Raw genomic sequence first — 21,039 nt, 5'->3', positions numbered from 1 at the left:
GGACGCTACCGATCACGGGAGAAGTGCGTGCCTTCCATCCTCGAGAAGGTCCTCCGCATTGGCGAGGGCCGGATCCTCAAGAAGCTGTCGTCCATCGCGGACCAGGTCAACCGCCTGGAGCCGAGCTTCACCGAGCTCAGCGACGAAGAGCTGCGCGAGGAGACGGCGCGCTTCCGCGAACGGCTCGCCTCCGGGCAGAAGCTGGACGACCTGTTGCCCGAGGCGTTCGCCGCCGTCCGTGAGGCCGCGCGCCGCACGCTCGGCCAGCGCCACTTCGACGTCCAGCTCATGGGTGGTGCCGCCCTGCACCTCGGCAACATCGCCGAGATGCGCACCGGTGAGGGCAAGACCCTGGTGGCGACGACGGCCGCGTACCTCAACGCGCTCGAGGGCAACGGCGTCCACATCGTCACCACGAACGACTACCTGGCCAAGTACCAGGGCGAGCTCATGGGCCGCGTGTTCCGGTTCCTCGGCATGTCGACGGGCATCATCCTGTCGGGCCAGACGCCGGCGCAGCGCCGCGAGCAGTACGCCGCCGACATCACGTACGGCACGAACAACGAGTTCGGCTTCGACTACCTGCGCGACAACATGGCGTGGAGCACCGACGACCTGGTGCAGCGTGGCCACAACTACGCCATCGTGGACGAGGTGGACTCGATCCTCATCGACGAGGCTCGTACCCCGCTGATCATCTCGGGCCCGGCGTCGGGCGAGGCGAACCGCTGGTACACCGAGTTCGCCAAGGTCGTGAACCGCCTGCGCCCCGGCACCGACTACGAGGTGGACGAGAAGAAGCGCACGGTGGGCGTGCTGGAGCCCGGCATCGCCCGGATCGAGGACTACCTCGGCATCGACAACCTCTACGAGTCGCTGAACACGCCGCTGATCGGCTTCCTGAACAACGCCATCAAGGCGAAGGAGCTCTTCAAGCGCGACAAGGACTACGTGGTCCTCAACGGCGAGGTCATGATCGTCGACGAGCACACGGGCCGTATCCTCGCGGGCCGCCGCTACAACGAGGGCATGCACCAGGCCATCGAGGCCAAGGAGGGCGTGGCGATCAAGGCGGAGAACCAGACGCTCGCCACGATCACGCTGCAGAACTACTTCCGCCTGTACTCCAAGCTCGCCGGCATGACCGGTACGGCCGAGACGGAGGCGGCGGAGTTCCAGGGCACGTACGACATCGGCGTCGTCCCGATCCCGACGAACCGCCCGCCGAGGCGCATGGACCAGCCCGACCTCGTGTACAAGAACGAGGACGGCAAGTTCGACGCCGTGGTGGCCGACATCGTGGAGCGTCACGCCGAGGGCCAGCCCGTGCTGGTCGGCACCACGAGCGTGGAGAAGTCGGAGCTTCTCAGCGCCAAGCTGAAGAAGGCCGGCGTGCCGCACAACGTGCTCAACGCGAAGGAGCACGAGCGCGAGGCCGCGATCGTCGCCATGGCGGGCCGCAAGGGCGCCGTGACGGTCGCGACGAACATGGCCGGCCGCGGTACCGACATCATGCTCGGCGGCAACGCCGAGCACATCGCGGTGGCCGAGCTCGACGCGCGGGGTCTCGACCCCCTCGAGACGCCGGAGGAGTACGAGGCCGCCTGGCCGGAGGCGCTGGAGAAGGCCAAGGCCGCCGTCGCCACCGAGCACGACGAGGTCGTGAGCCTGGGTGGTCTGTACGTCCTGGGCACCGAGCGGCACGAGTCCCGCCGTATCGACAACCAGCTCCGTGGCCGCTCCGGCCGTCAGGGTGACCCGGGCGAGTCCCGGTTCTACCTGTCGATGCAGGACGACCTGATGCGTCTGTTCAACTCCGGCCTCGCCGAGGCCATGATGAGCCGCGCGGGCTTCCCCGACGACATGCCCCTCGAGTCCAAGATGGTCACCCGCGGCATCGCCAGCGCGCAGGGCCAGGTCGAGGCGCGCAACTTCGAGATCCGCAAGAACGTCCTCAAGTACGACGACGTCCTGTCCCGCCAGCGCTCCGTCATCTACGCCGAGCGCCGGCGCGTGCTGGAGGGCGAGGACCTGCACGAGCAGGTGCAGCACTTCCTCACCGACGTCATCACCGACTACGTCGACAACGCCACCGCGGACGGCGTGCCGGAGACGTGGGACCTCGACGCGCTGTGGACGGCGCTGCGTGCGGTGTACCCGGTGTCGATCACCGTCGAGGACGTGACCGCGGAGTCCGGCGGCGTCAACAGCCTCACCAAGGAGCTGCTGCTCGAGGAGATCCTGTCCGACGCGCGCGTGGCCTACGAGGCCCGCGAGGAGCAGCTCGGGCACTCGGCGATGCGCCAGCTGGAGCGGCGTGTGGTGCTGTCGGTCCTGGACCGCAAGTGGCGCGAGCACCTCTACGAGATGGACTACCTCAAGGAGGGCATCGGCCTGCGCGCCATGGCGCAGCGCGACCCCCTGGTGGAGTACCAGCGCGAGGGCTTCCTGCTGTTCCAGGCGATGACGGACGCCATCAAGGAGGAGTCGGTCGGCTTCCTCTTCAACCTCGAGGTCAGCGTGCAGCAGCCCGCGGGCTCGACGGCGGACGGCCCGGTCGACATGTCCGGCGGCTCGACGGCCGCCGCACCCGCCGACGCGCCGGTCGGCGGCCCGGTCGCCCCGGCCCCCACCACGCAGATGCCCCTGGTGCCCGCAGCGCTCCCCGCGGCCGCGCGCCGGGCGCCGTCGTCCCCGCCCACGGAGCCGGTCCTCCTGGCCAAGGGCCTGGACGGCCCGGCCCGCCAGGCGCCGCTCACCTACTCCGCCCCGAGCGACGACGGCAGCGGCTCGGCGTTCGTGTCGCGGGGCACGTCCGGCTCGGCGGGCGGGGCCGCCGGCTCCGACGCCTCCCGCCGCTCACGCCGTGCGCTGCACGGCGAGGCCACCGCCGCGGAGAGCGACGGCCGGACCTTCCCGGGTACGCCGCGCAACGCGCAGTGCCCGTGCGGGTCGGGCAAGAAGTACAAGGTCTGCCACGGCGTCAACGACGTCTGACATACCAGAGAGGCGGCCGTCCCCCAGGGGTGGCCGCCTCTCTCGTCCCTCGCCCGGGGCCGAGGAGTGGAACCACCCGACCGGGTGTCGCACGTCACGGCTATCCTGGCCCCGACCGCCCGCACAGGGCGCCTCGTCCCCGGACCCCCGTCGTGACAGAGAGCAGGACCACCGTGCCCGCAGCCAGACCCGCTCCGCTCCGTATCGCCCTGCTCGGCTGCGGGGTGGTCGGCACGCAGGTGGCCCGCGCGCTGCTGGAGCACGGGCCGGACCTGGCGGCCCGGGCGGGCGCGCCGCTCGAGCTGGTCGGCATCGCGGTGCGGAACGCGGCGGTGCAGCGGGACAGCGCGATCCCGCGCGAGCTCCTCACGGAGGACGCGGAGACGCTCGTCGACGGCGCCGACATCGTCATCGAGGTGATGGGCGGGCTCGAGCCGGCTCGCACCCTCCTGCTGCGCGCGGTCGCGGGCGGGGCCGCGGTGGTGACCGCCAACAAGGCGCTCCTCGCGGACGACGGCCCCACGCTGTACAAGGCCGCCGACGCGGCGGGCGTGGACATCTACTTCGAGGCGGCCGTCGCGGGCGCCATCCCGATCGTGCGGCCCGTGCGGGAGTCCCTCGCGGGCGACCACGTGACGCGCGTGCTCGGCATCGTCAACGGCACCACCAACTACGTGCTGGACCAGATGGCGAGCGGCGGCCTCGACCTCGAGGAGGCCGTGAAGCAGGCCCAGGACCTGGGCTACGCCGAGGCCGACCCCACCGCGGACGTCGAGGGCTTCGACGCCGCTGCCAAGGCCGCGATCCTCGCGAGCCTCGCGTTCCACACCCGGGTGGGCCTGGACGACGTGGCACGCGAGGGCATCACGGGAGTGACGGCCGACGACGTGGCGTGGGCCGCGCGCACCGGTCACGTCGTGAAGCTGCTGGCCATCGCCGAGCGCACGGAGGAGGGCGTCTCGGTCCGCGTCCACCCGGCGCTCGTGCCGACCGAGCACCCGCTGGCCAACGTCCGCGGCGCGTTCAACGCGGTCTTCGTCGAGGCGGACGCCGCCGGTCCACTCATGTTCTACGGGCAGGGCGCGGGCGGCCGGCCGACGGCGTCGGCGGTGCTGGGCGACGTCGTCTCCGCCGCCCGCCACCGCGTGCTGGGTGGCAAGGGCCCCCAGGAGTCCACGTACGCCGCGCTCCGCATCCTGCCGCCGGAGGCCGCTGTCACGCGGTACCAGGTCCGCATGGTCGTGGCCGACCGGCCGGGCGTCCTCGCCCAGGTGGCCGGCGCCCTGGCCGACCACGGGGTCTCGATCGACACCGTGCGCCAGGCGGCCCCGGTCGACGGTTCCGCCCAGCTGCTGCTCACCACCCATGCGGCGCGCGAGGCCTCGCTGGCCGCCACCGTCGCCGCCCTGCGCGGGCTCGAGCCCGTCCAGGAGATCACGTCCGTCCTGAGAGTCGAGGGATGACCACCATGCCCGCCACCGTGCCTCCCGCCGCACCCGCCTCCGCCGCCGGCGCGGCCACCACCGCGCCGGGCCCCGGCGCGCACCAGTGGCGGGGCGTGATCACCGAGTACGCCGACCGCCTGCCCGAGCACGTGCGCCGCACCGTCGTGACGCTGGGGGAGGGCGGCACGCCGCTCGTCCCCGCGCCGGCGCTCGGCGACCGGGTGGGCGCCGAGGTGTTCGTCAAGGTCGAGGGCATGAACCCCACCGGCTCCTTCAAGGACCGCGGCATGACGACGGCGATCTCCGCCGCCGCCGCCCGCGGGGCCCGGGTGGTGGTCTGCGCCTCGACCGGCAACACCTCGGCCTCGGCGGCGGCCTACGCGACGCGCGCCGGCATGGTGTGCGCGGTGCTGGTGCCGGACGGCAAGATCGCGATGGGCAAGCTCAGCCAGGCCATCGCGCACGGCGCCCGGCTCCTGCAGGTCGACGGCAACTTCGACGACTGCCTGATCGCAGCCCGCAAGCTCGCCGAGGCCTACCCGGTCGAGCTGGTCAACTCGGTGAACCCCGACCGCATCGAGGGCCAGAAGACAGCGGCCTTCGAGATCGTCGACGCGCTGGGCGACGCGCCCGACATCCACATCCTGCCGGTCGGCAACGCCGGCAACATCACCGCGTACTGGAAGGGTTTCCGCGAGTACGCGGACCCCGCGGCCGGGGTGGTGCGGGCCTCCCGCACGCCGGTCATGTGGGGCTTCCAGGCTGCGGGCTCGGCGCCGATCGTGGCAGGCCACCCGATCGACGAGCCGGAGACGATCGCCACGGCGATCCGCATCGGCAACCCGGCGTCCTGGCAGCAGGCCGAGGAGGCGCGGGACTCGTCGGGCGGCGTCATCGAGGCGGTCACCGACGAGGAGATCCTCGCGGCCCACCGGATCCTGTCGTCGGAGGTCGGCGTGTTCGTCGAGCCGGCGTCGGCCGCGGGCGTGGCGGGCCTGCTGTCCCGGTCCGCGCGAGGGCTCGTGCCCGCCGGGGCGCGCATCACGATCACCGTCACCGGCCACGGGCTCAAGGACCCGGCCTGGGCGCTGCGCACCCCCGACGGCGGCGAGGTGGCCCCCACGCGCGTGAGCACCGACGTGGTCTCGGTCGCGGATGCCCTCGGGCTGGCCTGACGTGCAGCTGGGCGCGGACCACGTGCGGGTCCGGGTTCCCGCGCAGAGCGCGAACCTCGGCCCCGGCTTCGACTCGCTCGGGCTCGCGCTGGCGCTCCACGACGAGGTCGACGTGCGGCTCGTCGCGCGCGACGAGGTCATGGTGGACGTGCAGGGCGAGGGCGCGGGCGAGGTGCCCGACGGCGAGGACCACCTCGTGGTGCGCGCCATCCGCCGCACCATGGAGTACGCGGGCGCGCCGGCCACCGGGCTCCACCTGACCTGCGTGAACGTGATCCCGCACGGCCGCGGCCTCGGGTCGTCCGCCGCTGCCGCGGTGGCCGGCGTGGTTGCCGCGCGGGCGCTGCTCGCGGACCCGCGCTCGCTCGACGCCACCGACGTGCTGCGCATCGCCACGGAGTTCGAGGGGCACCCCGACAACGCCGCCCCGGCCGTGCAGGGCGGGGCGACGGTGGCCTGGACCGGCGACGAGGGTGCGCGGGCGGTGGGCCTGGACCTGGACCCCTCGATCGAGGCCACGGTCCTGGTCCCGGACCATCGCCTCGCGACGGCCAGGGCCCGCGCGGCGCTCCCGGCGCGGGTCGCCCATGCCGATGCGGCGTTCACCGCCGGGCGGGCTGCGCTCCTGGTCGAGGCCCTGGCGCGGCGTCCCGAGCTGCTCTTCGAGGCCACGGAGGACCGCCTGCACCAGTCGTACCGCGCGGCGGCGCTGGGTGCCTCGAGCGAGCTGCTGCGCGCTCTCCGCGCGGAGGGCCTCGCCGCGACGATCTCGGGCGCGGGCCCGACCGTCCTGGTTCTCTCGACCCCCGCCCAGCGAGCCCGGCTCGACGCGGTCCTGGCGGAGCTGGTCGACGAGTCGGCCGGATGGCGTACGCTGCGGCCCGGAATCGACCTGGCGGGCGCACGGGCCAGCCGTGTGCCGTCGGGAACAGCCTCCGGTCCTTCCGTAGTGCGGGGTGGTACGATGCAGTGAGCCTTCTGGGATGCACGGTTCTGCTCAGCGTCCGCTCTCCCGGCACGGTCGTCCGGCCCAGTCATACTGTGGCAGAGTCGATCACACGCCACGGCCCAGGTTCTCCTCCAGGAAGCGGCGGCGTACCCGGCATCCGGGTCGTCCCCAGGGACGACCGGCATCCCGCGTGAAGGCGGACAGCAACCCTCGTCAGCCGACGTCGTCGTACCACTGATGCGAGGTTTCCAGCGCCACGGCCGCACTGCGCCGGGCGCACACCACTGCGCGGCCCACCACCAACGACGCGGCCGCAGATCGAGGGGGAAGGGTCCTTCGTGACAGACACCACCGACACTCAGAGCACCGCAGCACGCCGCAACGGCGGCACCGCGGGCGCACTGAGCAGCATGCGCCTTGCAGAGCTTCAGGCCCTCGCGACCGAGCTCGGCGTGAAGGGCACCTCGAAGATGCGCAAGAGCGATCTCGTCGACACTATCCAGGAGCGCACCGGCAGGTCCGGCGGCGAGGGCGGCGCAACGGCGCGCCGTACGGCGCCGGCGACCGACGAGGGCTCCGAGCAGTCCGGCCGCACGGCCGAGCAGCCCCGCACCCGGGCGCGCCGTCCGGCGGAGGCGACCGAGGCGTCGCCCGCCACCGCGAGCGCGCCTGTCGCCGCCGCGACCACGACCGCCCCGGGCGTCCGCGCCGAGGCGAGCACCACCGAGGCCAGCACCGACGCCGACCGCGAGGCCCGCCTTGCCGAGCTGGCCGACGCTGTCGCCGCGCCGCGCGAGCGCGGCTCGCGCCGCGCCGGTCGCGGCCAGGGTGCGCCGGAGTCCGCCACGGCCCCGGACCAGAACGGAGAGGCCGGCCAGCGCCGTCAGCGCGACGGCCAGGGACAGCGTGAGGGCCAGGGCGGTCAGCAGGCCGCTCAGAGCAACCAGAACGCCAACCGCGGCCAGCAGAACCAGGGCCAGCAGAACCCGCGTCAGCAGCCCCAGCAGGGCGGCGACGCCTTCGGGGACGACGACGAGCGCGGTTCGCGCCGTCGTCGTGGCCGGGAGCGCGGCCGCGACCGCAAGCGTGGCCGTCCGGGCACCACCACCACCCGTCAGGGACCGGACGTGCAGGGCCTCGAGGACGTCGAGGTCCACGAGGACGACGTGCTGCTGCCCGTCGCCGGCATCCTGGACATCCTCGACAACTACGCGTTCGTGCGCACCACGGGCTACCTGCCCGGCGCCAGCGACGTGTATGTCAGCCTCAACCAGGTGAAGAAGGCCGGGCTGCGCCGCGGTGACGCCGTCACCGGCGCCGTGCGCCAGCCCCGCGAGGGCGAGCAGCCCCAGGGCAGCGGCCCGCGCGCGAAGTTCAACGCGCTGGTCCGGCTCGACACGGTCAACGGCATGGCGCCGGACGAGGCGCGCGAGCGTCCCGAGTTCGCCAAGCTGACGCCGCTCTACCCGCAGGAGCGCCTGCGCCTGGAGAACCCGGCGGCGACGCGCCTCACCCCGCGCGTGATCGACATCGTCGCGCCGATCGGCAAGGGCCAGCGAGGCCTGATCGTCTCGCCCCCCAAGGCCGGCAAGACGATCATCATGCAGCAGATCGCCAACGCGATCACCGCGAACAACCCCGAGGTCCACCTCATGGTGGTGCTCGTGGACGAGCGGCCCGAAGAGGTCACGGACATGGAGCGGACGGTCAAGGGCGAGGTCATCGCCTCGACGTTCGACCGCCCCGCGTCCGACCACACGATCGTCGCCGAGCTGGCCATCGAGCGCGCCAAGCGTCTCGTCGAGCTCGGCCAGGACGTCGTCGTGCTGCTCGACTCGCTCACCCGCCTGTCGCGCGCCTACAACCTGGCCGCTCCGGCGTCGGGCCGCATCCTCTCCGGTGGTGTGGACGCCGCGGCGCTCTACCCGCCCAAGAAGTTCTTCGGTGCTGCCCGCAACATCGAGAACGGCGGCTCGCTCACCATCCTGGCGTCGGCGCTCGTCGAGACCGGCTCCAAGATGGACGAGGTGATCTTCGAGGAGTTCAAGGGCACCGGCAACATGGAGCTGCGCCTGTCGCGCTCCCTCGCCGACAAGCGGATCTTCCCGGCCGTCGACGTCAACGGCTCCGGCACGCGCCGCGAGGAGATCCTCATGGCGGGCGACGAGCTCAAGATCGTCTACAAGCTGCGTCGCGTGCTCGGTGCGCTCGACCAGCAGCAGGCGATCGAGCTGCTGCTCGGCAAGCTCAAGGAGACCAGCTCGAACGTCGAGTTCCTGCTGCAGGTCCAGAAGACGACGCCGGGCGGTCTCACCGACGACCACGTCGGCCACACGGTCTGACCCGCCGGGAGGGCGTGACACCGGGCTCCGGCCCGGGCATGACGCCCTCCCGCGCCGGCGCCGTCGCTCGCGTCACACCTCCCGAGGTACCCGCGCGCGGCAGCGTTCTGGCAGAATGGTTCGCTGGCTGGCCGGTTCACGCCCACTGTCCTGTGGTCGACCCGGCGGCAACACCCTCAAGGAGCACTCCATGAAGTCCGGTATCCACCCCGAGTACGTCGTGACCGAGGTGTCCTGCACCTGCGGCAACACGTTCGTCACCCGCAGCACCGAGAAGTCGGGCAAGATCAGCGCCGACGTCTGCAGCGCCTGCCACCCGTTCTACACCGGCAAGCAGAAGATCCTGGACACCGGTGGCCGCGTGGCCCGGTTCCAGGCGCGCTACGGCAAGAAGGCTGCCAACTAGCGTCCCCGCAGCGCCGGTGGTTCCGCCCGACAACCTCTCCAGGGGCAGTCGGAGCCGGGACCGCCGGCGCTGTTGCTTTGTCCGCCCGTGCACGGATCTCCAGGAGCCTTCATGACCGACTCGTTCTCCGGCGTCGAGCCGTTGCTCGAGGAGCATGCCCAGATCGAGCGCGCGCTCGCCGACCCCGCCGTGCATGCCGACGCGGGCCGCGCGCGGACGCTCGGCCGCCGCTACGCCGAGCTCAACCAGGTCGTGGGCGCCTACCGCACGTGGGAGCAGGCGCGTGACGACGCGGGAGCGGCCGCGGAGCTGGCCGAGCTGGACGAGGGGTTCGCCGCCGAGCTGCCCGGCCTGCGCGCCGCGGAGGCGGAGGCGTCCGAGCGGCTGCGCCGCGTGCTGGTCCCGCGCGACCCGGACGACGGCCGCGACGTCATCCTCGAGATCAAGGCGGGCGAGGGCGGCGAGGAGTCGGCCCTGTTCGCCGGCGACCTGCTCCGCATGTACCTGCGCTACGCCGAGCGCCGCGGCTGGTCCACCCAGGTGCTCGAGGCCACGGAGTCCGACCTCGGCGGGTACAAGGACGTCCAGGTCGCGGTGAAGGCGCGCTCCGTCGCCGGGCCCGAGGACGGCGTCTGGGCGAGCCTGAAGTACGAGGGCGGCGTGCACCGCGTGCAGCGGGTCCCCGTCACGGAGAGCCAGGGCCGCATCCACACGTCGGCCGCCGGCGTGCTGGTCTTCCCCGAGGTGGACGACCCGGGCGAGGTCGAGATCGACCCCAACGACCTGCGGATCGACGTCTTCCGGTCCTCCGGCCCGGGCGGCCAGTCGGTCAACACGACCGACTCCGCGGTGCGGATCACGCACCTGCCCACCGGCATCGTGGTCTCGATGCAGAACGAGAAGTCGCAGCTCCAGAACCGCGAGCAGGCCATGCGCGTGCTGCGCGCCCGGCTCCTCGCCGCGCGGGCCGAGGCGGCCGCGGCCGAGGCCGCCGACCTGCGCCGCTCGCAGGTACGCACCGTCGACCGGTCGGAGCGCATCCGCACGTACAACTTCCCCGAGAACCGCATCGCCGACCACCGCACCGGGTACAAGGCCTACAACCTCGACCACGTGCTGGACGGCGAGCTCGACCCCGTGGTCCGGTCCGCGATCGAGGCGGACGAGGCAGCCCGCCTGGCGGCGGCCACGCATGGGTGAGGGTGCCGGAAGCCTGGTGCGCCGGGCTGCGGCCGAGCTGGCCGACGGCGGGGTGGGCACCCCCCGCGTCGACGCCGAGCTTCTTCTCGCGCACACCCTGGGCGTGCCGCGCGGGGAGGTGCGGCGGCTCGCGATCCTGGACGCGCCGCTGCCCGACGACGCCGCGGCCGCCTTCCGCGGTCTCGTCGCCCGTCGCGCCGCCCGGGAGCCGCTGCAGCACCTGACCGGGATGGCGCCGTTCCGCCACCTGGAGCTCGCGGTGGGGCCGGGCGTGTTCGTGCCGCGGCCCGAGACCGAGCAGGTGGCGCAGGTGGCGATCGACGAGGCGGCGCGGGTCGCGGCCGAGCGGGGGAGCGCCGTCGTCGTCGACCTCTGCACGGGTTCCGGCGCGATCGCGCTGGCCGTGGCCACCGAGGTGCCCGGGGCCGAGGTGCACGCGGTCGAGCTGGACGCGGCGGCGCACGCGTGGGCCGAGCGCAACGTCGCGGCCTCCTCCTCCGCCACAGCCGTGGTGCGGCTCGTGCGGGGCGATGCGCGGACCGCGCTCCGGGAGCTCGACGGGACCGTGGACGTCGTCGTCTCCAACCCGCCGTACGTGCCGCCCGGTGCGGTACCGGTGGACCCCGAGGTCGCCGAGCACGACCCCGCCGTGGCGCTCTACGGCCTGGGGGCCGACGGGCTCGAGGTGCCGCGCGGCGTCTCCGCGGCCGCCGCGCGCCTCCTGCGGCCGGGCGGCCTCTACGTGATGGAGCACGCCGAGGTCCAGGCGGAGGCCGCGCGGGACATGGTCGGCGCGGTGGGAGCCTTCGGTGCCGTCGAGACCCGCACGGACCTGACGGGCAGGCCCCGCATGGTGGTCGCCCGTCGTGCTCCGGCTCCGCACCACCCGGCTGACGTGAAAGACTGACGTCGTGAGTGTGCCAGTACGTCCCGTGCTCGACGCCACCGACCCGCAGACCTGGGGTCCCGCCGTCGACGAGGCGGTGAACGCCATCTCCCGCGGCGGTCTCGTCGTGCTCCCGACCGACACCGTGTACGGCATCGGCGCCGACGCGTTCGACGCCCAGGCGGTGAGCGCGCTGCTCGCGGCCAAGGGCCGCGGCCGGCAGATGCCCCCGCCTGTCCTCGTGCCCGACGTGCGGACCCTCGACGGTCTCGCGACGGACGTCCCTGACGACGCCCGCAAGCTCGTCGAGGCCTTCTGGCCCGGCGGCTTCACCATCATCCTGCGGTCGCAGCCGTCCCTGCAGTGGGACCTGGGCGAGACCCACGGGACGGTAGCCCTGCGGATGCCCGACCACGAGGCCGCGCTGGCCGTGCTGCGGCGCACCGGCCCGCTCGCCGTGTCGAGCGCCAACCTGTCCGGCCGGCCCGCGGCCACCGACGTGGCCGACGCCGTGGAGCAGCTCGGCGAGTCCGTCGCCGTCTACCTCGACGGCGGGCGCGCCCCCGGCGGCGTGGCGTCCACGATCGTGGACGCGACCGGCCGGGAGCTGCGGATGGTGCGCGAGGGCGCGGTCGGCCTGGACGCGCTGCGTCAGGTCGCTCCCGTCGTCGCTCCGGAGGAAGACGCGTGAGGGTGTATCTCCTCCTGATGCTTGTGGCCGCGGCGGTCACGTTCCTCACCACGCCCTTCGCACGGTGGGTCGCGCTCAAGACCTCCGCGATCACGGCGGTCCGCGCCCGGGACGTGCACGTGATGCCCACGCCGCGCCTGGGCGGCCTCGCGATGATGCTGGGCATCATCGTGTCGGTCCTGCTCGCGTCGCAGATGCCGTTCCTCGAGGAGGTCTTCGACGACCAGCAGGCGTGGGGGATCGTGGGCGGCGCCCTGGTCGTCTGCCTGCTCGGATGGGCCGACGACAAGTGGGACCTGGACTGGGTCACCAAGCTCGCCGGCCAGGTCCTGGCCGCGGGCCTGCTCGCGCTGCAGGGGGTGCAGCTCTACACGCTGCCGGGGCCCACCGGGCTGTCCGTCATCTCGCCGCGCGCGTCGCTGCTCGTCACCATCTTCGTCGTGGTGCTGGCGATGAACGCCGTGAACTTCGTGGACGGCCTCGACGGGCTGGCCGCGGGGATCATCGCGATCGGCGGCTCGGCGTTCTTCCTCTACACGTACGGCCTCACCCGGGTGGTGAGCACCGACGACTACGCGGGCCTGGCGACCATGATGATGGCGATCCTGGTCGGCGTCTGCGTCGGGTTCCTGCCCCACAACTTCTTCCCGTCCCGCATCTTCATGGGGGACGCCGGGTCGATGGTGCTCGGCCTGGTCATGGCCGGCGCGGCCATCTCCGTGACGGGCCGCATCAAGCCCGACCTGATGCCGAACGACCTCTCCGGGGCCGAGTCGCTCCCGGCGTACCTCCCGCTGCTGCTGCCGGTCGCCGTGCTGCTGCTGCCCCTGCTCGACATGGCCATGGCGGTGATCCGCCGGCTCGCCGCGGGCAAGTCGCCGATGGCGCCCGACCGCATGCACCTGCACCACCGCATGCTGGCCCTGGGCCACTCGCACCGCCGCGCCGTGGTGATCCTCTACGTGTGGACCGGTGTGTTCGCGTACGCGTGCGCGGCGCTCATCTGGTGGCCGTGGCAGTCGGTGCTCGCCGGCCTCGCGGTCGCGGTGGTCGTGGCCCTGGTGCTCACTATGGGACCGCTGCGGCACCGCGGCCGGTTCCTCGACGACGACGTCGCGCTGTCCGGCGCGGTCCCGAAGGTGAAGGAGACGACCCATGGCTGACGCCACGCCGCAGCCCGAGGCCGGTACGCCGGCCGACCGGGGGACCGACCGCGGCGCCGAGCGGGCCGTGTTCCGTACGGCGCTGCGTGACGGCCTGATCCTGGTGGGGTCGCTCGCGGTCCTCGGGGTGGTGGTCGGGGGCCTCGTAGCAGGCCTGCCGGGCGTCTGGGGGGCGCTCCTGGGTGCCGGCATCGCCGCCTTCTTCTCGGCCACGACGGTCTGGTCCATGCTCCGTACCGTGGGCGCCAACCCGGTCACCATGGGCGCGGTCGTGATGGGCAGCTGGCTCGCCAAGATCATCGTCCTGATCGTGGTGCTCGCCGTGATCTCGCGCTTCGACTTCTATGACCGCATCGTCCTGTTCGTCGTGCTCGCGCTCGGCGCGATCGGGTCGGCGCTGCTCGACTACCGGGCGGTCCGGAACGGTCGCGTACCGTACGTCTCACCGGGTTCCTGACCCGCCCGCGGGGCCGTGGTTCGGCGCATGTTTGCTTCTATCTGACGCGGTTTCGCGAGACGCGTCACACCGCCGTCTTCCTCACTGTCACGTGACCGGGTCCGTGCGGAAGATGGGTTAGGCTACTCGCGAATCCATGAAGGCCAGGCCCGACGGCGCGCCCGCACCAGCGTGCGGTGGCGTGCGCCAGGCCGCTGACCAACCGGGGAGTCCTCCTGTCCACGCTTGCGACCTCCATGCTGCTCGCTGCCCCCGAGGCCGAGGGTGAGGGCTTCCATGCGCCTTCGATCGCGGACTTCTTCCCGCCGGCCATCTTCTTCGAGGGCACTCCCTTCCAGATCGACCGCGTCTGGATCATCCGCATCCTGGCCGCGCTGGTCCTGTGCACGGTCTTCGTGATCGCGGCCAACCGCGCGAAGGTGGTCCCGGGCCGGTTCCAGGGCGCGATCGAGTGGATCCTCGACTTCGTGCGCGTCCAGATCGCCGAGGAGATCCTGGGCAAGGAGCACGCACGCCGCTTCCTGCCGATGCTGACGACGATCTTCCTCGCGATCCTCGCGTTCAACCTCACGGGCATCATCACCGGCCTGAATCTGGCCGGTACCTCCCGCATCGGCCTGCCGATCGTGCTCGCCCTGTGGGTCTTCGTGACCTACTGGTACGTGGGCATCAAGAAGCACGGCCTCGGCGGATACCTCAAGGCGAACCTGTTCCCCCCGGGTATCCCCGCGCCGATCTACCTGATCGTGACGCCGATCGAGATCCTGCAGATCCTCGTGATCCGCCCGGCCTCGCTCGCCATCCGACTCATGGCCAACATGGTCGCCGGCCACATCATGCTCGTGCTGTGCTTCGCCGCGACCCACTTCTTCCTCCTCGAGGCCGCCCCGGCGCTCAAGGCGTTCGGCATCCTGACGCTTGGTGCCGGCTTTGCCTTCACGGCCTTCGAGCTCCTGGTCGCCGCGCTGCAGGCGTACATCTTCGCCCTGCTCGCCGCGGTCTACATCAGCCTTTCCCTGGAGGACGAGCACTGAGCGCCTCGCGCTGAGTCTCGCCCTCGCCTCACGCCACACCCGCACCACGCGACGAGCACCACGCGAGTTGCACACAACGCGACGCCGAACCGCCCGGTCCGGCGCCCAACGGAAGGAAGACGCAAGTGGACGTCACCACCCTCGCCGAGGTCACCGGTAACCTCAACGCGGTCGGCTACGGCCTCGCCGCCATCGGCCCGGGCATCGGTCTCGGCATCCTCATCGGCAAGACGATCGAGGGCATCGCCCGTCAGCCCGAGGTCGCCGGCCAGCTCCGCGCCACCATGTTCCTCGGTGTTGCGTTCGTCGAGCTGCTGGGCCTCCTCGGCATCGTCGCCGGCTTCCTCTTCCCCGCCGCCGCGTGATGGTTGCGCTCTCGGGCGCTGCCGGGATCGTGGCAGCGCAGACGGAAGAGGAGCACAGCGGCATCGAGCTGCTGCTGCCCGCGGCCTACGACCTCGTCTGGTCCGCGGTCATCCTTGCGATCATCGCCGTGGTCTTCTACAAGGTCGTGCTGCCCAAGATCCAGGTCGTGCTCGACGAGCGCACCGCGCTGATCGAGGGCGGGATCGAGAAGGCGGCCGAGGCACAGTCGGCCGCCGACGCCGCACTTGCGGAGCAGCAGCGTCTGCTCGCCGAGGCACGTGCCGAGGCAGCACAGGTGCGCGAGGAAGCTCGTGAGGAGGGCAAGGCCATCGTCGCCGACCTGCGGGTCAAGGCGAACGAGGAGGCTGCCCGCATCACGGAGACCGCCAACCGTCAGATCGAGGCCGAGCGTCAGGCAGCGTCCGTGTCGCTCCGTGCCGAGGTCGGTTCGCTCGCGACCGAGCTCGCGTCGAAGATCGTCGGCGAGTCCCTCCAGGACTCGGCCCGCCAGTCGCGCGTGGTCGACCGTTTCCTCGACGAGCTCGAGGCAAGCCAGGGCATCGTGACCGCGGGCACCTCGAAGACAGGTTCGGTGGGCTGATGCGCGGGACGAGCGGAGCATCGCTGACAGCGGCCCAGGAGCGGTTCGAGCCTGTGCTGCGTGCAGCGGGCGAGGGCGCGAAGGCGCTCGGTGAGCAGCTGTTCACCGTGGTGTCGGCGCTCGACGGCTCGGGCGCGCTGCGCCGCTCGCTCGCCGACCCTTCGCGGCCCGGTGAGGACAAGGCACGCCTCGTCGCCGGACTGCTCGCGAGCGGGTTCGACGAGCGCGTGGTGGATCTCGTGTCCGGCGTGGCACGCGCCCGCTGGGCGAGCGACGCCGACCTGGTCGACGCTGTCGAGCGCTTGGCGCTCGACGCGGTGCTCGCCTCCGCGGAGGCGCGGGGCGCCCTGGAGTCCGTCGAGGACGAGCTGTTCCGGATCACCCGGTCGCTCGTGGGGCAGCGCGAGGCGCGCCACGCCCTGTCCGACACAGCCTCCGACCCCGCGCGCCGCACGGCGCTCGTGGACGCGCTGCTCACCGGCAAGGTGGACACGGTCACGCACGCCCTCGCGCGTCGCGCCACCTCGGCGCTGCGCGGACGGCGGTTCGTCCAGACGCTGATCTGGTACGGGGACGTCGCCGCAGAGCGTCGTCGTCGCCTGGTCGCCTCGGTGACCAGCGGGACGATGCTGGACCAGGCGCAGACCGACCGGCTCGCCGCGCTGCTGGAGCGCGCGTACGGCCGAGCCGTACAGCTCAACGTCACCGTGGACCCTGTGGTCATCGGTGGCCTGCGCATCCAGGTCGGCGCCGACGTCGTCGACTCCACCGTCCTGTCCCGCCTCGCCGACGCCCGTCGTCGGCTGGCCGGCTGACACCGTGAACAAGAATTCCGCCGCGGCACTCGCGGCCACGACAGGAGAAGAGCAATGGCTGAGCTGACGATCCGGCCGGAGGACATCCGGGCCGCTCTGGACAGCTTCGTGAAGTCCTACGAGCCCGAGGGAGCGGTCACCGAAGAGGTGGGTCGCGTCGTGTTCGCCGCCGACGGCATCGCTCGTGTCGAGGGTCTTCCCGGGGCGATGGCGAATGAGCTGCTGCGTTTTGAGGACGGCACGGTCGGCCTCGCGCTGAGCCTGGACGTCCGCGAGATCGGTGTGGTCATCCTCGGTGAGTTCACCGGTATCGAGGAGGGCCAGGAGGTCCGCCGCACGGGCGAGGTCCTGTCCGTGCCCGTGGGCGAGGGTTACCTCGGCCGCGTCGTGGACCCCCTCGGCAACGCGATCGACGGCCTGGGCGAGATCGCCACGGACGGCCGCCGCGCCCTCGAGCTGCAGGCGCCCGGCGTCATGCAGCGCAAGTCGGTCCACGAGCCGCTGCAGACCGGCCTCAAGGCCATCGACTCGATGATCCCGATCGGCCGCGGCCAGCGCCAGCTGATCATCGGCGACCGCCAGACCGGCAAGACGGCCATCGCGATCGACACGATCATCAACCAGAAGGCGAACTGGGAGACCGGCGACCCGAAGAAGCAGGTCCGCTGCATCTACGTGGCGATCGGCCAGAAGGGCTCCACCATCGCCTCCGTGCGCGGTGCCCTCGAAGAGGCCGGCGCCATGGAGTACACGACGATCGTCGCGGCTCCCGCGTCCGACCCCGCCGGCTTCAAGTACCTCGCGCCGTACACCGGCTCGGCCATCGGCCAGCACTGGATGTACGACGGCAAGCACGTCCTCATCATCTTCGACGACCTGTCGAAGCAGGCCGAGGCCTACCGTGCCGTGTCGCTGCTGCTGCGCCGCCCGCCGGGCCGCGAGGCCTACCCGGGTGACGTGTTCTACTTGCACTCCCGCCTGCTGGAGCGTTGTGCGAAGCTCTCGGACGAGCTCGGCGCGGGCTCGATGACCGGCCTGCCGGTCATCGAGACCAAGGCGAACGACGTGTCGGCGTACATCCCGACCAACGTCATCTCCATCACGGACGGGCAGATCTTCCTCCAGTCCGACCTGTTCAACGCCGACCAGCGCCCCGCTGTCGACGTGGGTATCTCGGTCTCCCGAGTCGGCGGCGACGCCCAGGTCAAGGCGATGAAGAAGGTCTCCGGCACGCTGAAGCTGGAGCTGGCGCAGTTCCGCTCGCTCGAGGCGTTCGCGATGTTCGCGTCCGACCTGGACGCGGCGTCCCGCGGCCAGCTCGCGCGCGGCGCGGTGCTCATGGAGCTGCTCAAGCAGGGCCAGTACTCGCCGTACCCGGTCGAGGACCAGGTCGCGTCGATCTGGGCCGGCACCAAGGGCAAGCTGGACGACGTCCCGGTCGAGGACGTCAAGCGGTTCGAGTCCGAGATGCTCGAGCACCTGCGTCGCAAGACCGACGTCCTCTCGACGATCGCCGAGACGGGCAAGCTCGAGGACGAGACCGAGGCGGCCCTGGCCGCTGCGGTCGAAGAGGTCCGGGCCGGCTTCGTCAAGGCCGACGGCACCCCGCTGGTCGGCGGCGCCGACGAGTCCGAGGGAGTCGACGTCGAGCAGGAGCAGATCGTCGTCTCGAAGAAGGCCTGATTCATGGCCGGGGGATCCCAGCGCGTCTACAAGCAGCGGATCAAGTCGACGCAGGCGCTGAAGAAGATGTTCCGCGCGCAGGAGCTGATCGCGGCGTCCCGCATCGGCAAGGCGCGGGCGCGTACCGCCGCGGCCTCGCCGTACGCTCAGGCGATCACGCGGGCGGTGTCCGCCGTCGCGGCACACACGACGATCGCGCACCCGCTGACGACGGAGCGCACGAAGACCCACACGGGTCGGGCTGCGGTCCTCGTCATCTCGTCCGACCGCGGCATGGCCGGCGCCTACTCGGCGTCGGTCGTCCGCGAGGGTGAGCGGCTGATCGAGCAGCTGCGGGCCGAGGGCAAGGAGGTCGTGCTGTACGCCGCCGGCCGCCGTGCCATCGCGTACTACTCCTTCCGTGGGCGCGAGCTCACGGGTCAGTGGTCGTACGGCTCGGACGCACCGACCAGCGAGGCGTCCGAGGAGATCGCGGACGCCCTGCTCGAGGCCTTCCTGGCCCCGGCGGACGAGGGCGGCGTCGACGAGCTCCACGTGGTCTCCACGCAGTTCGTCAACATGGTCACCCAGCGCACGCGCGTGGTCCGGATGCTGCCGCTCGAGGTCGTCGAGGGTGTCACGCAGCCCGGCGAGCACGAGGCGTTCCCGCTGTACGACTTCGAGCCTTCGCCCGAAGCCGTGCTCGACGCGCTGCTGCCGCGCTACATCCGGTCCCGGATCTTCGCGTTCCTGCTCGACGCCGCGGCGTCCGAGCTGGCCGCCCGCCAGCGTGCGATGCACACGGCGACGGACAACGCCGAGGACCTGATCCGCACCTACACCCGCCTGGCCAACCAGGCGCGTCAGGCCGACATCACCCAGGAGATCAGCGAGATCGTCTCCGGTGCCGACGCCCTGGCGTCCGCCTGAGCGCCTGACTGCCGACCACCTGACAGAGAATCCGCGCCGGAGGACCCTCCGGCCCACCGAAGCGAGGCAAGTATGACCGCCACCACCGTGGAAGCAGCACGCGGCGCGGCCCCGACCGAACCTGGGATCGGCCGCGTCGCCCGGGTGATCGGCCCCGTCGTGGACATCGAGTTCCCCGAGGACGCGATCCCCGAGATCTACAACGCGCTCACCGTCGAGATCGACCTCTCGTCGCAGGGTGAGAGCGAGAAGAAGTTCGTCCTGACGCTCGAGGTCGCCCAGCACCTGGGTGACTCCCTGATCCGTGCGATCGCCCTGAAGCCGACCGACGGCCTCGTGCGCGGCGCCCTGGTCACCGACACGGGCTCGCCGATCAGCGTGCCCGTGGGCGACGTCACCAAGGGTCACGTCTTCAACGTCACCGGCGAGGTCCTGAACCTCAAGGAGGGCGAGAAGTTCGAGGTCACCGAGCGCTGGCCGATCCACCGCAAGGCGCCGGCGTTCGACCAGCTCGAGTCGAAGACCACGATGTTCGAGACGGGCATCAAGTCCATCGACCTGCTCACCCCGTACGTCCAGGGTGGCAAGATCGGCCTCTTCGGTGGTGCGGGCGTCGGCAAGACGGTCCTCATCCAGGAGATGATCCAGCGCGTCGCGCAGGACCACGGCGGCGTGTCCGTGTTCGCCGGCGTCGGCGAGCGCACCCGTGAGGGCAACGACCTCATCCACGAGATGGAGGAGGCGGGCGTCTTCGACAAGACCGCCCTGGTCTTCGGTCAGATGGACGAGCCGCCGGGCACGCGTCTGCGCGTCGCCCTGTCCGCCCTGACGATGGCGGAGTACTTCCGCGACGTGCAGAAGCAGGACGTGCTGCTCTTCATCGACAACATCTTCCGCTTCACGCAGGCGGGCTCCGAGGTGTCGACCCTGCTGGGCCGCATGCCGTCCGCGGTGGGCTACCAGCCGAACCTGGCCGACGAGATGGGCCTCCTCCAGGAGCGCATCACCTCGACGCGTGGTCACTCGATCACGTCGCTGCAGGCCATCTACGTGCCGGCTGACGACTACACCGACCCGGCGCCCGCGACCACGTTCGCCCACCTGGACGCGACGACCGAGCTCTCCCGTGAGATCGCGTCGAAGGGTCTGTACCCGGCGATCGACCCGCTGGCCTCGACGTCCCGCATCCTCGACCCGCGCTACGTGGGCCAGGAGCACTACGATGTCGCGACGCGGGTCAAGTCGATCCTGCAGCGCAACAAGGAGCTCCAGGACATCATCGCGATCCTCGGTGTGGACGAGCTCTCGGAGGAGGACAAGACGGTCGTCGCGCGTGCGCGTCGTATCCAGCAGTTCCTCTCCCAGAACACGTACATGGCCGAGAAGTTCACCGGTGTCGTGGGTTCGACGGTCCCGCTGTCCGAGACCATCCAGGCGTTCAAGATGATCGCCGACGGCGAGTTCGACCACATCGCCGAGCAGGCCTTCTACAACATCGGCGGCCTCGAGATGCTCGAGGCGAACTGGGCTCGCATCCAGAAGGAGTACGGGGCCTGACGATCGTCAGCCCCGCAGGGCGTGACGCCGTCCGTCGCGGCGGCGTCACGCCCGTATCATCAGGTTTCGACAGGACTCTCAGAGAGGAGCCCTCGTGGCAGAGCTGAACGTGGACCTGGTCTCCACGGACCGCAAGGTCTGGTCGGGCACCGCCGTGTCGGTCAGCGCACCGTCCGTGGACGGTCAGATCGGCATCCTGGCGAACCACTCGCCGCTGCTCGCGGTGCTCCGCCCGGGCACCCTGACCGTGACAGCCGCGTCCGGACCGGCCGTGACGGCCGAGGTCACCGGCGGCTTCGTCTCCGTGGACGACAACCTCGTCACCCTCGTGGTCGACGAGATCACCGCTCTGCGCTGAGGGGC

Annotated in this window: 19 protein-coding genes and 1 pseudogene; all 20 read left to right on the top strand. The window is 71.6% G+C overall.

Translation table 11 applies throughout. The features are described 5' to 3' along the window. Positions 1-27: 27 nt before the first annotated feature. A pseudogene (gene secA, locus D1350_RS04750) lies at positions 28-2,527 on the top strand (preprotein translocase subunit SecA); the annotation flags it as partial. Positions 2,528-2,562: 35 nt separating this feature from the next. Next, the gene (locus tag D1350_RS24960) at positions 2,563-2,997 is read left to right on the top strand and encodes an SEC-C metal-binding domain-containing protein (RefSeq protein ID WP_476692384.1); all 435 of its coding nucleotides are present in this window, start codon (positions 2,563-2,565) and stop codon (positions 2,995-2,997) included. A 173-nt stretch (positions 2,998-3,170) separates the two neighbouring features. Then, positions 3,171-4,460 (top strand): homoserine dehydrogenase, encoded by a 1,290-nt coding sequence (locus D1350_RS04745; protein WP_125774397.1) that lies wholly within the window; start codon positions 3,171-3,173, stop codon positions 4,458-4,460. Then, on the top strand, positions 4,457-5,617 hold the full coding sequence (thrC, locus tag D1350_RS04740; protein ID WP_240643880.1) for a threonine synthase: 1,161 nt from the start codon (positions 4,457-4,459) through the stop codon (positions 5,615-5,617). The genes D1350_RS04745 and thrC overlap by 4 nt, the downstream gene beginning before the upstream one ends. A 1-nt stretch (position 5,618) precedes the next feature. Beyond that, a complete protein-coding gene (gene thrB / locus D1350_RS04735) occupies positions 5,619-6,590 on the top strand; it encodes a homoserine kinase (RefSeq protein ID WP_125774810.1) in 972 nt (323 codons plus the stop codon). 386 nt (positions 6,591-6,976) lie between these two features. Next, complete coding sequence (gene rho, locus D1350_RS04730; RefSeq protein ID WP_240643910.1) at positions 6,977-8,908, top strand: transcription termination factor Rho; 1,932 nt, start codon at positions 6,977-6,979, stop codon at positions 8,906-8,908. A 190-nt stretch (positions 8,909-9,098) separates the two neighbouring features. Beyond that, complete coding sequence (gene rpmE / locus D1350_RS04725; RefSeq protein ID WP_125774393.1) at positions 9,099-9,314, top strand: 50S ribosomal protein L31; 216 nt, start codon at positions 9,099-9,101, stop codon at positions 9,312-9,314. Positions 9,315-9,425: 111 nt separating this feature from the next. Then, positions 9,426-10,514, top strand: coding sequence for a peptide chain release factor 1 (prfA, locus tag D1350_RS04720; protein WP_125774391.1), 1,089 nt, complete (start codon positions 9,426-9,428; stop codon positions 10,512-10,514). Beyond that, complete coding sequence (gene prmC, locus D1350_RS04715) at positions 10,507-11,421, top strand: peptide chain release factor N(5)-glutamine methyltransferase (protein ID WP_125774389.1); 915 nt, start codon at positions 10,507-10,509, stop codon at positions 11,419-11,421. The genes prfA and prmC overlap by 8 nt, the downstream gene beginning before the upstream one ends. Before the next feature lie 4 nt (positions 11,422-11,425). Further along, a complete protein-coding gene (locus D1350_RS04710) occupies positions 11,426-12,091 on the top strand; it encodes an L-threonylcarbamoyladenylate synthase (protein ID WP_338068134.1) in 666 nt (221 codons plus the stop codon). Next, complete coding sequence (locus tag D1350_RS04705; protein ID WP_125774387.1) at positions 12,088-13,254, top strand: glycosyltransferase family 4 protein; 1,167 nt, start codon at positions 12,088-12,090, stop codon at positions 13,252-13,254. Before D1350_RS04710 ends, D1350_RS04705 begins: the two co-directional genes overlap by 4 nt. Beyond that, positions 13,247-13,711 (top strand): Cg1360 family ATP-synthase-associated protein, encoded by a 465-nt coding sequence (locus tag D1350_RS04700; RefSeq protein WP_164545027.1) that lies wholly within the window; start codon positions 13,247-13,249, stop codon positions 13,709-13,711. Before D1350_RS04705 ends, D1350_RS04700 begins: the two co-directional genes overlap by 8 nt. 236 nt (positions 13,712-13,947) lie before the next feature. Next, positions 13,948-14,745: a F0F1 ATP synthase subunit A gene (gene atpB / locus D1350_RS04695; protein ID WP_125774385.1), complete on the top strand. Its 798-nt coding sequence runs from the start codon at positions 13,948-13,950 to the stop codon at positions 14,743-14,745. Between the two features lie 125 nt (positions 14,746-14,870). Next, positions 14,871-15,110, top strand: coding sequence for an ATP synthase F0 subunit C (atpE, locus tag D1350_RS04690; RefSeq protein ID WP_125774383.1), 240 nt, complete (start codon positions 14,871-14,873; stop codon positions 15,108-15,110). Continuing rightward, positions 15,110-15,712, top strand: a complete 603-nt coding sequence (locus D1350_RS04685) for a F0F1 ATP synthase subunit B (RefSeq protein ID WP_125774805.1) — start codon at positions 15,110-15,112, stop codon at positions 15,710-15,712. Before atpE ends, D1350_RS04685 begins: the two co-directional genes overlap by 1 nt. Next, complete coding sequence (locus D1350_RS04680) at positions 15,712-16,527, top strand: F0F1 ATP synthase subunit delta (protein ID WP_125774381.1); 816 nt, start codon at positions 15,712-15,714, stop codon at positions 16,525-16,527. Before D1350_RS04685 ends, D1350_RS04680 begins: the two co-directional genes overlap by 1 nt. 54 nt (positions 16,528-16,581) lie before the next feature. After that, entirely contained in the window at positions 16,582-18,210 is a 1,629-nt protein-coding gene (gene atpA, locus D1350_RS04675) for a F0F1 ATP synthase subunit alpha (RefSeq protein ID WP_125774380.1), read from the top strand. Between the two features lie 3 nt (positions 18,211-18,213). Next, complete coding sequence (locus D1350_RS04670) at positions 18,214-19,119, top strand: F0F1 ATP synthase subunit gamma (protein ID WP_125774378.1); 906 nt, start codon at positions 18,214-18,216, stop codon at positions 19,117-19,119. A gap of 72 nt (positions 19,120-19,191) precedes the next feature. Beyond that, positions 19,192-20,676 carry a F0F1 ATP synthase subunit beta gene (atpD, locus tag D1350_RS04665; RefSeq protein ID WP_125774376.1) on the top strand — a complete coding sequence of 495 codons (1,485 nt, stop codon included), beginning with the start codon at positions 19,192-19,194 and terminating at the stop codon, positions 20,674-20,676. Positions 20,677-20,770: 94 nt separating this feature from the next. Continuing rightward, positions 20,771-21,034 (top strand): F0F1 ATP synthase subunit epsilon, encoded by a 264-nt coding sequence (locus D1350_RS04660; protein ID WP_125774374.1) that lies wholly within the window; start codon positions 20,771-20,773, stop codon positions 21,032-21,034. The last annotated feature ends 5 nt before the right edge of the window (positions 21,035-21,039 follow it).

Source organism: Antribacter gilvus, assembly GCF_003946865.1.
GTDB classification, from domain to species: Bacteria; Actinomycetota; Actinomycetes; order Actinomycetales; family Cellulomonadaceae; genus Antribacter; species Antribacter gilvus.
This window is presented reverse-complemented; position numbering and strand designations above follow the sequence as displayed.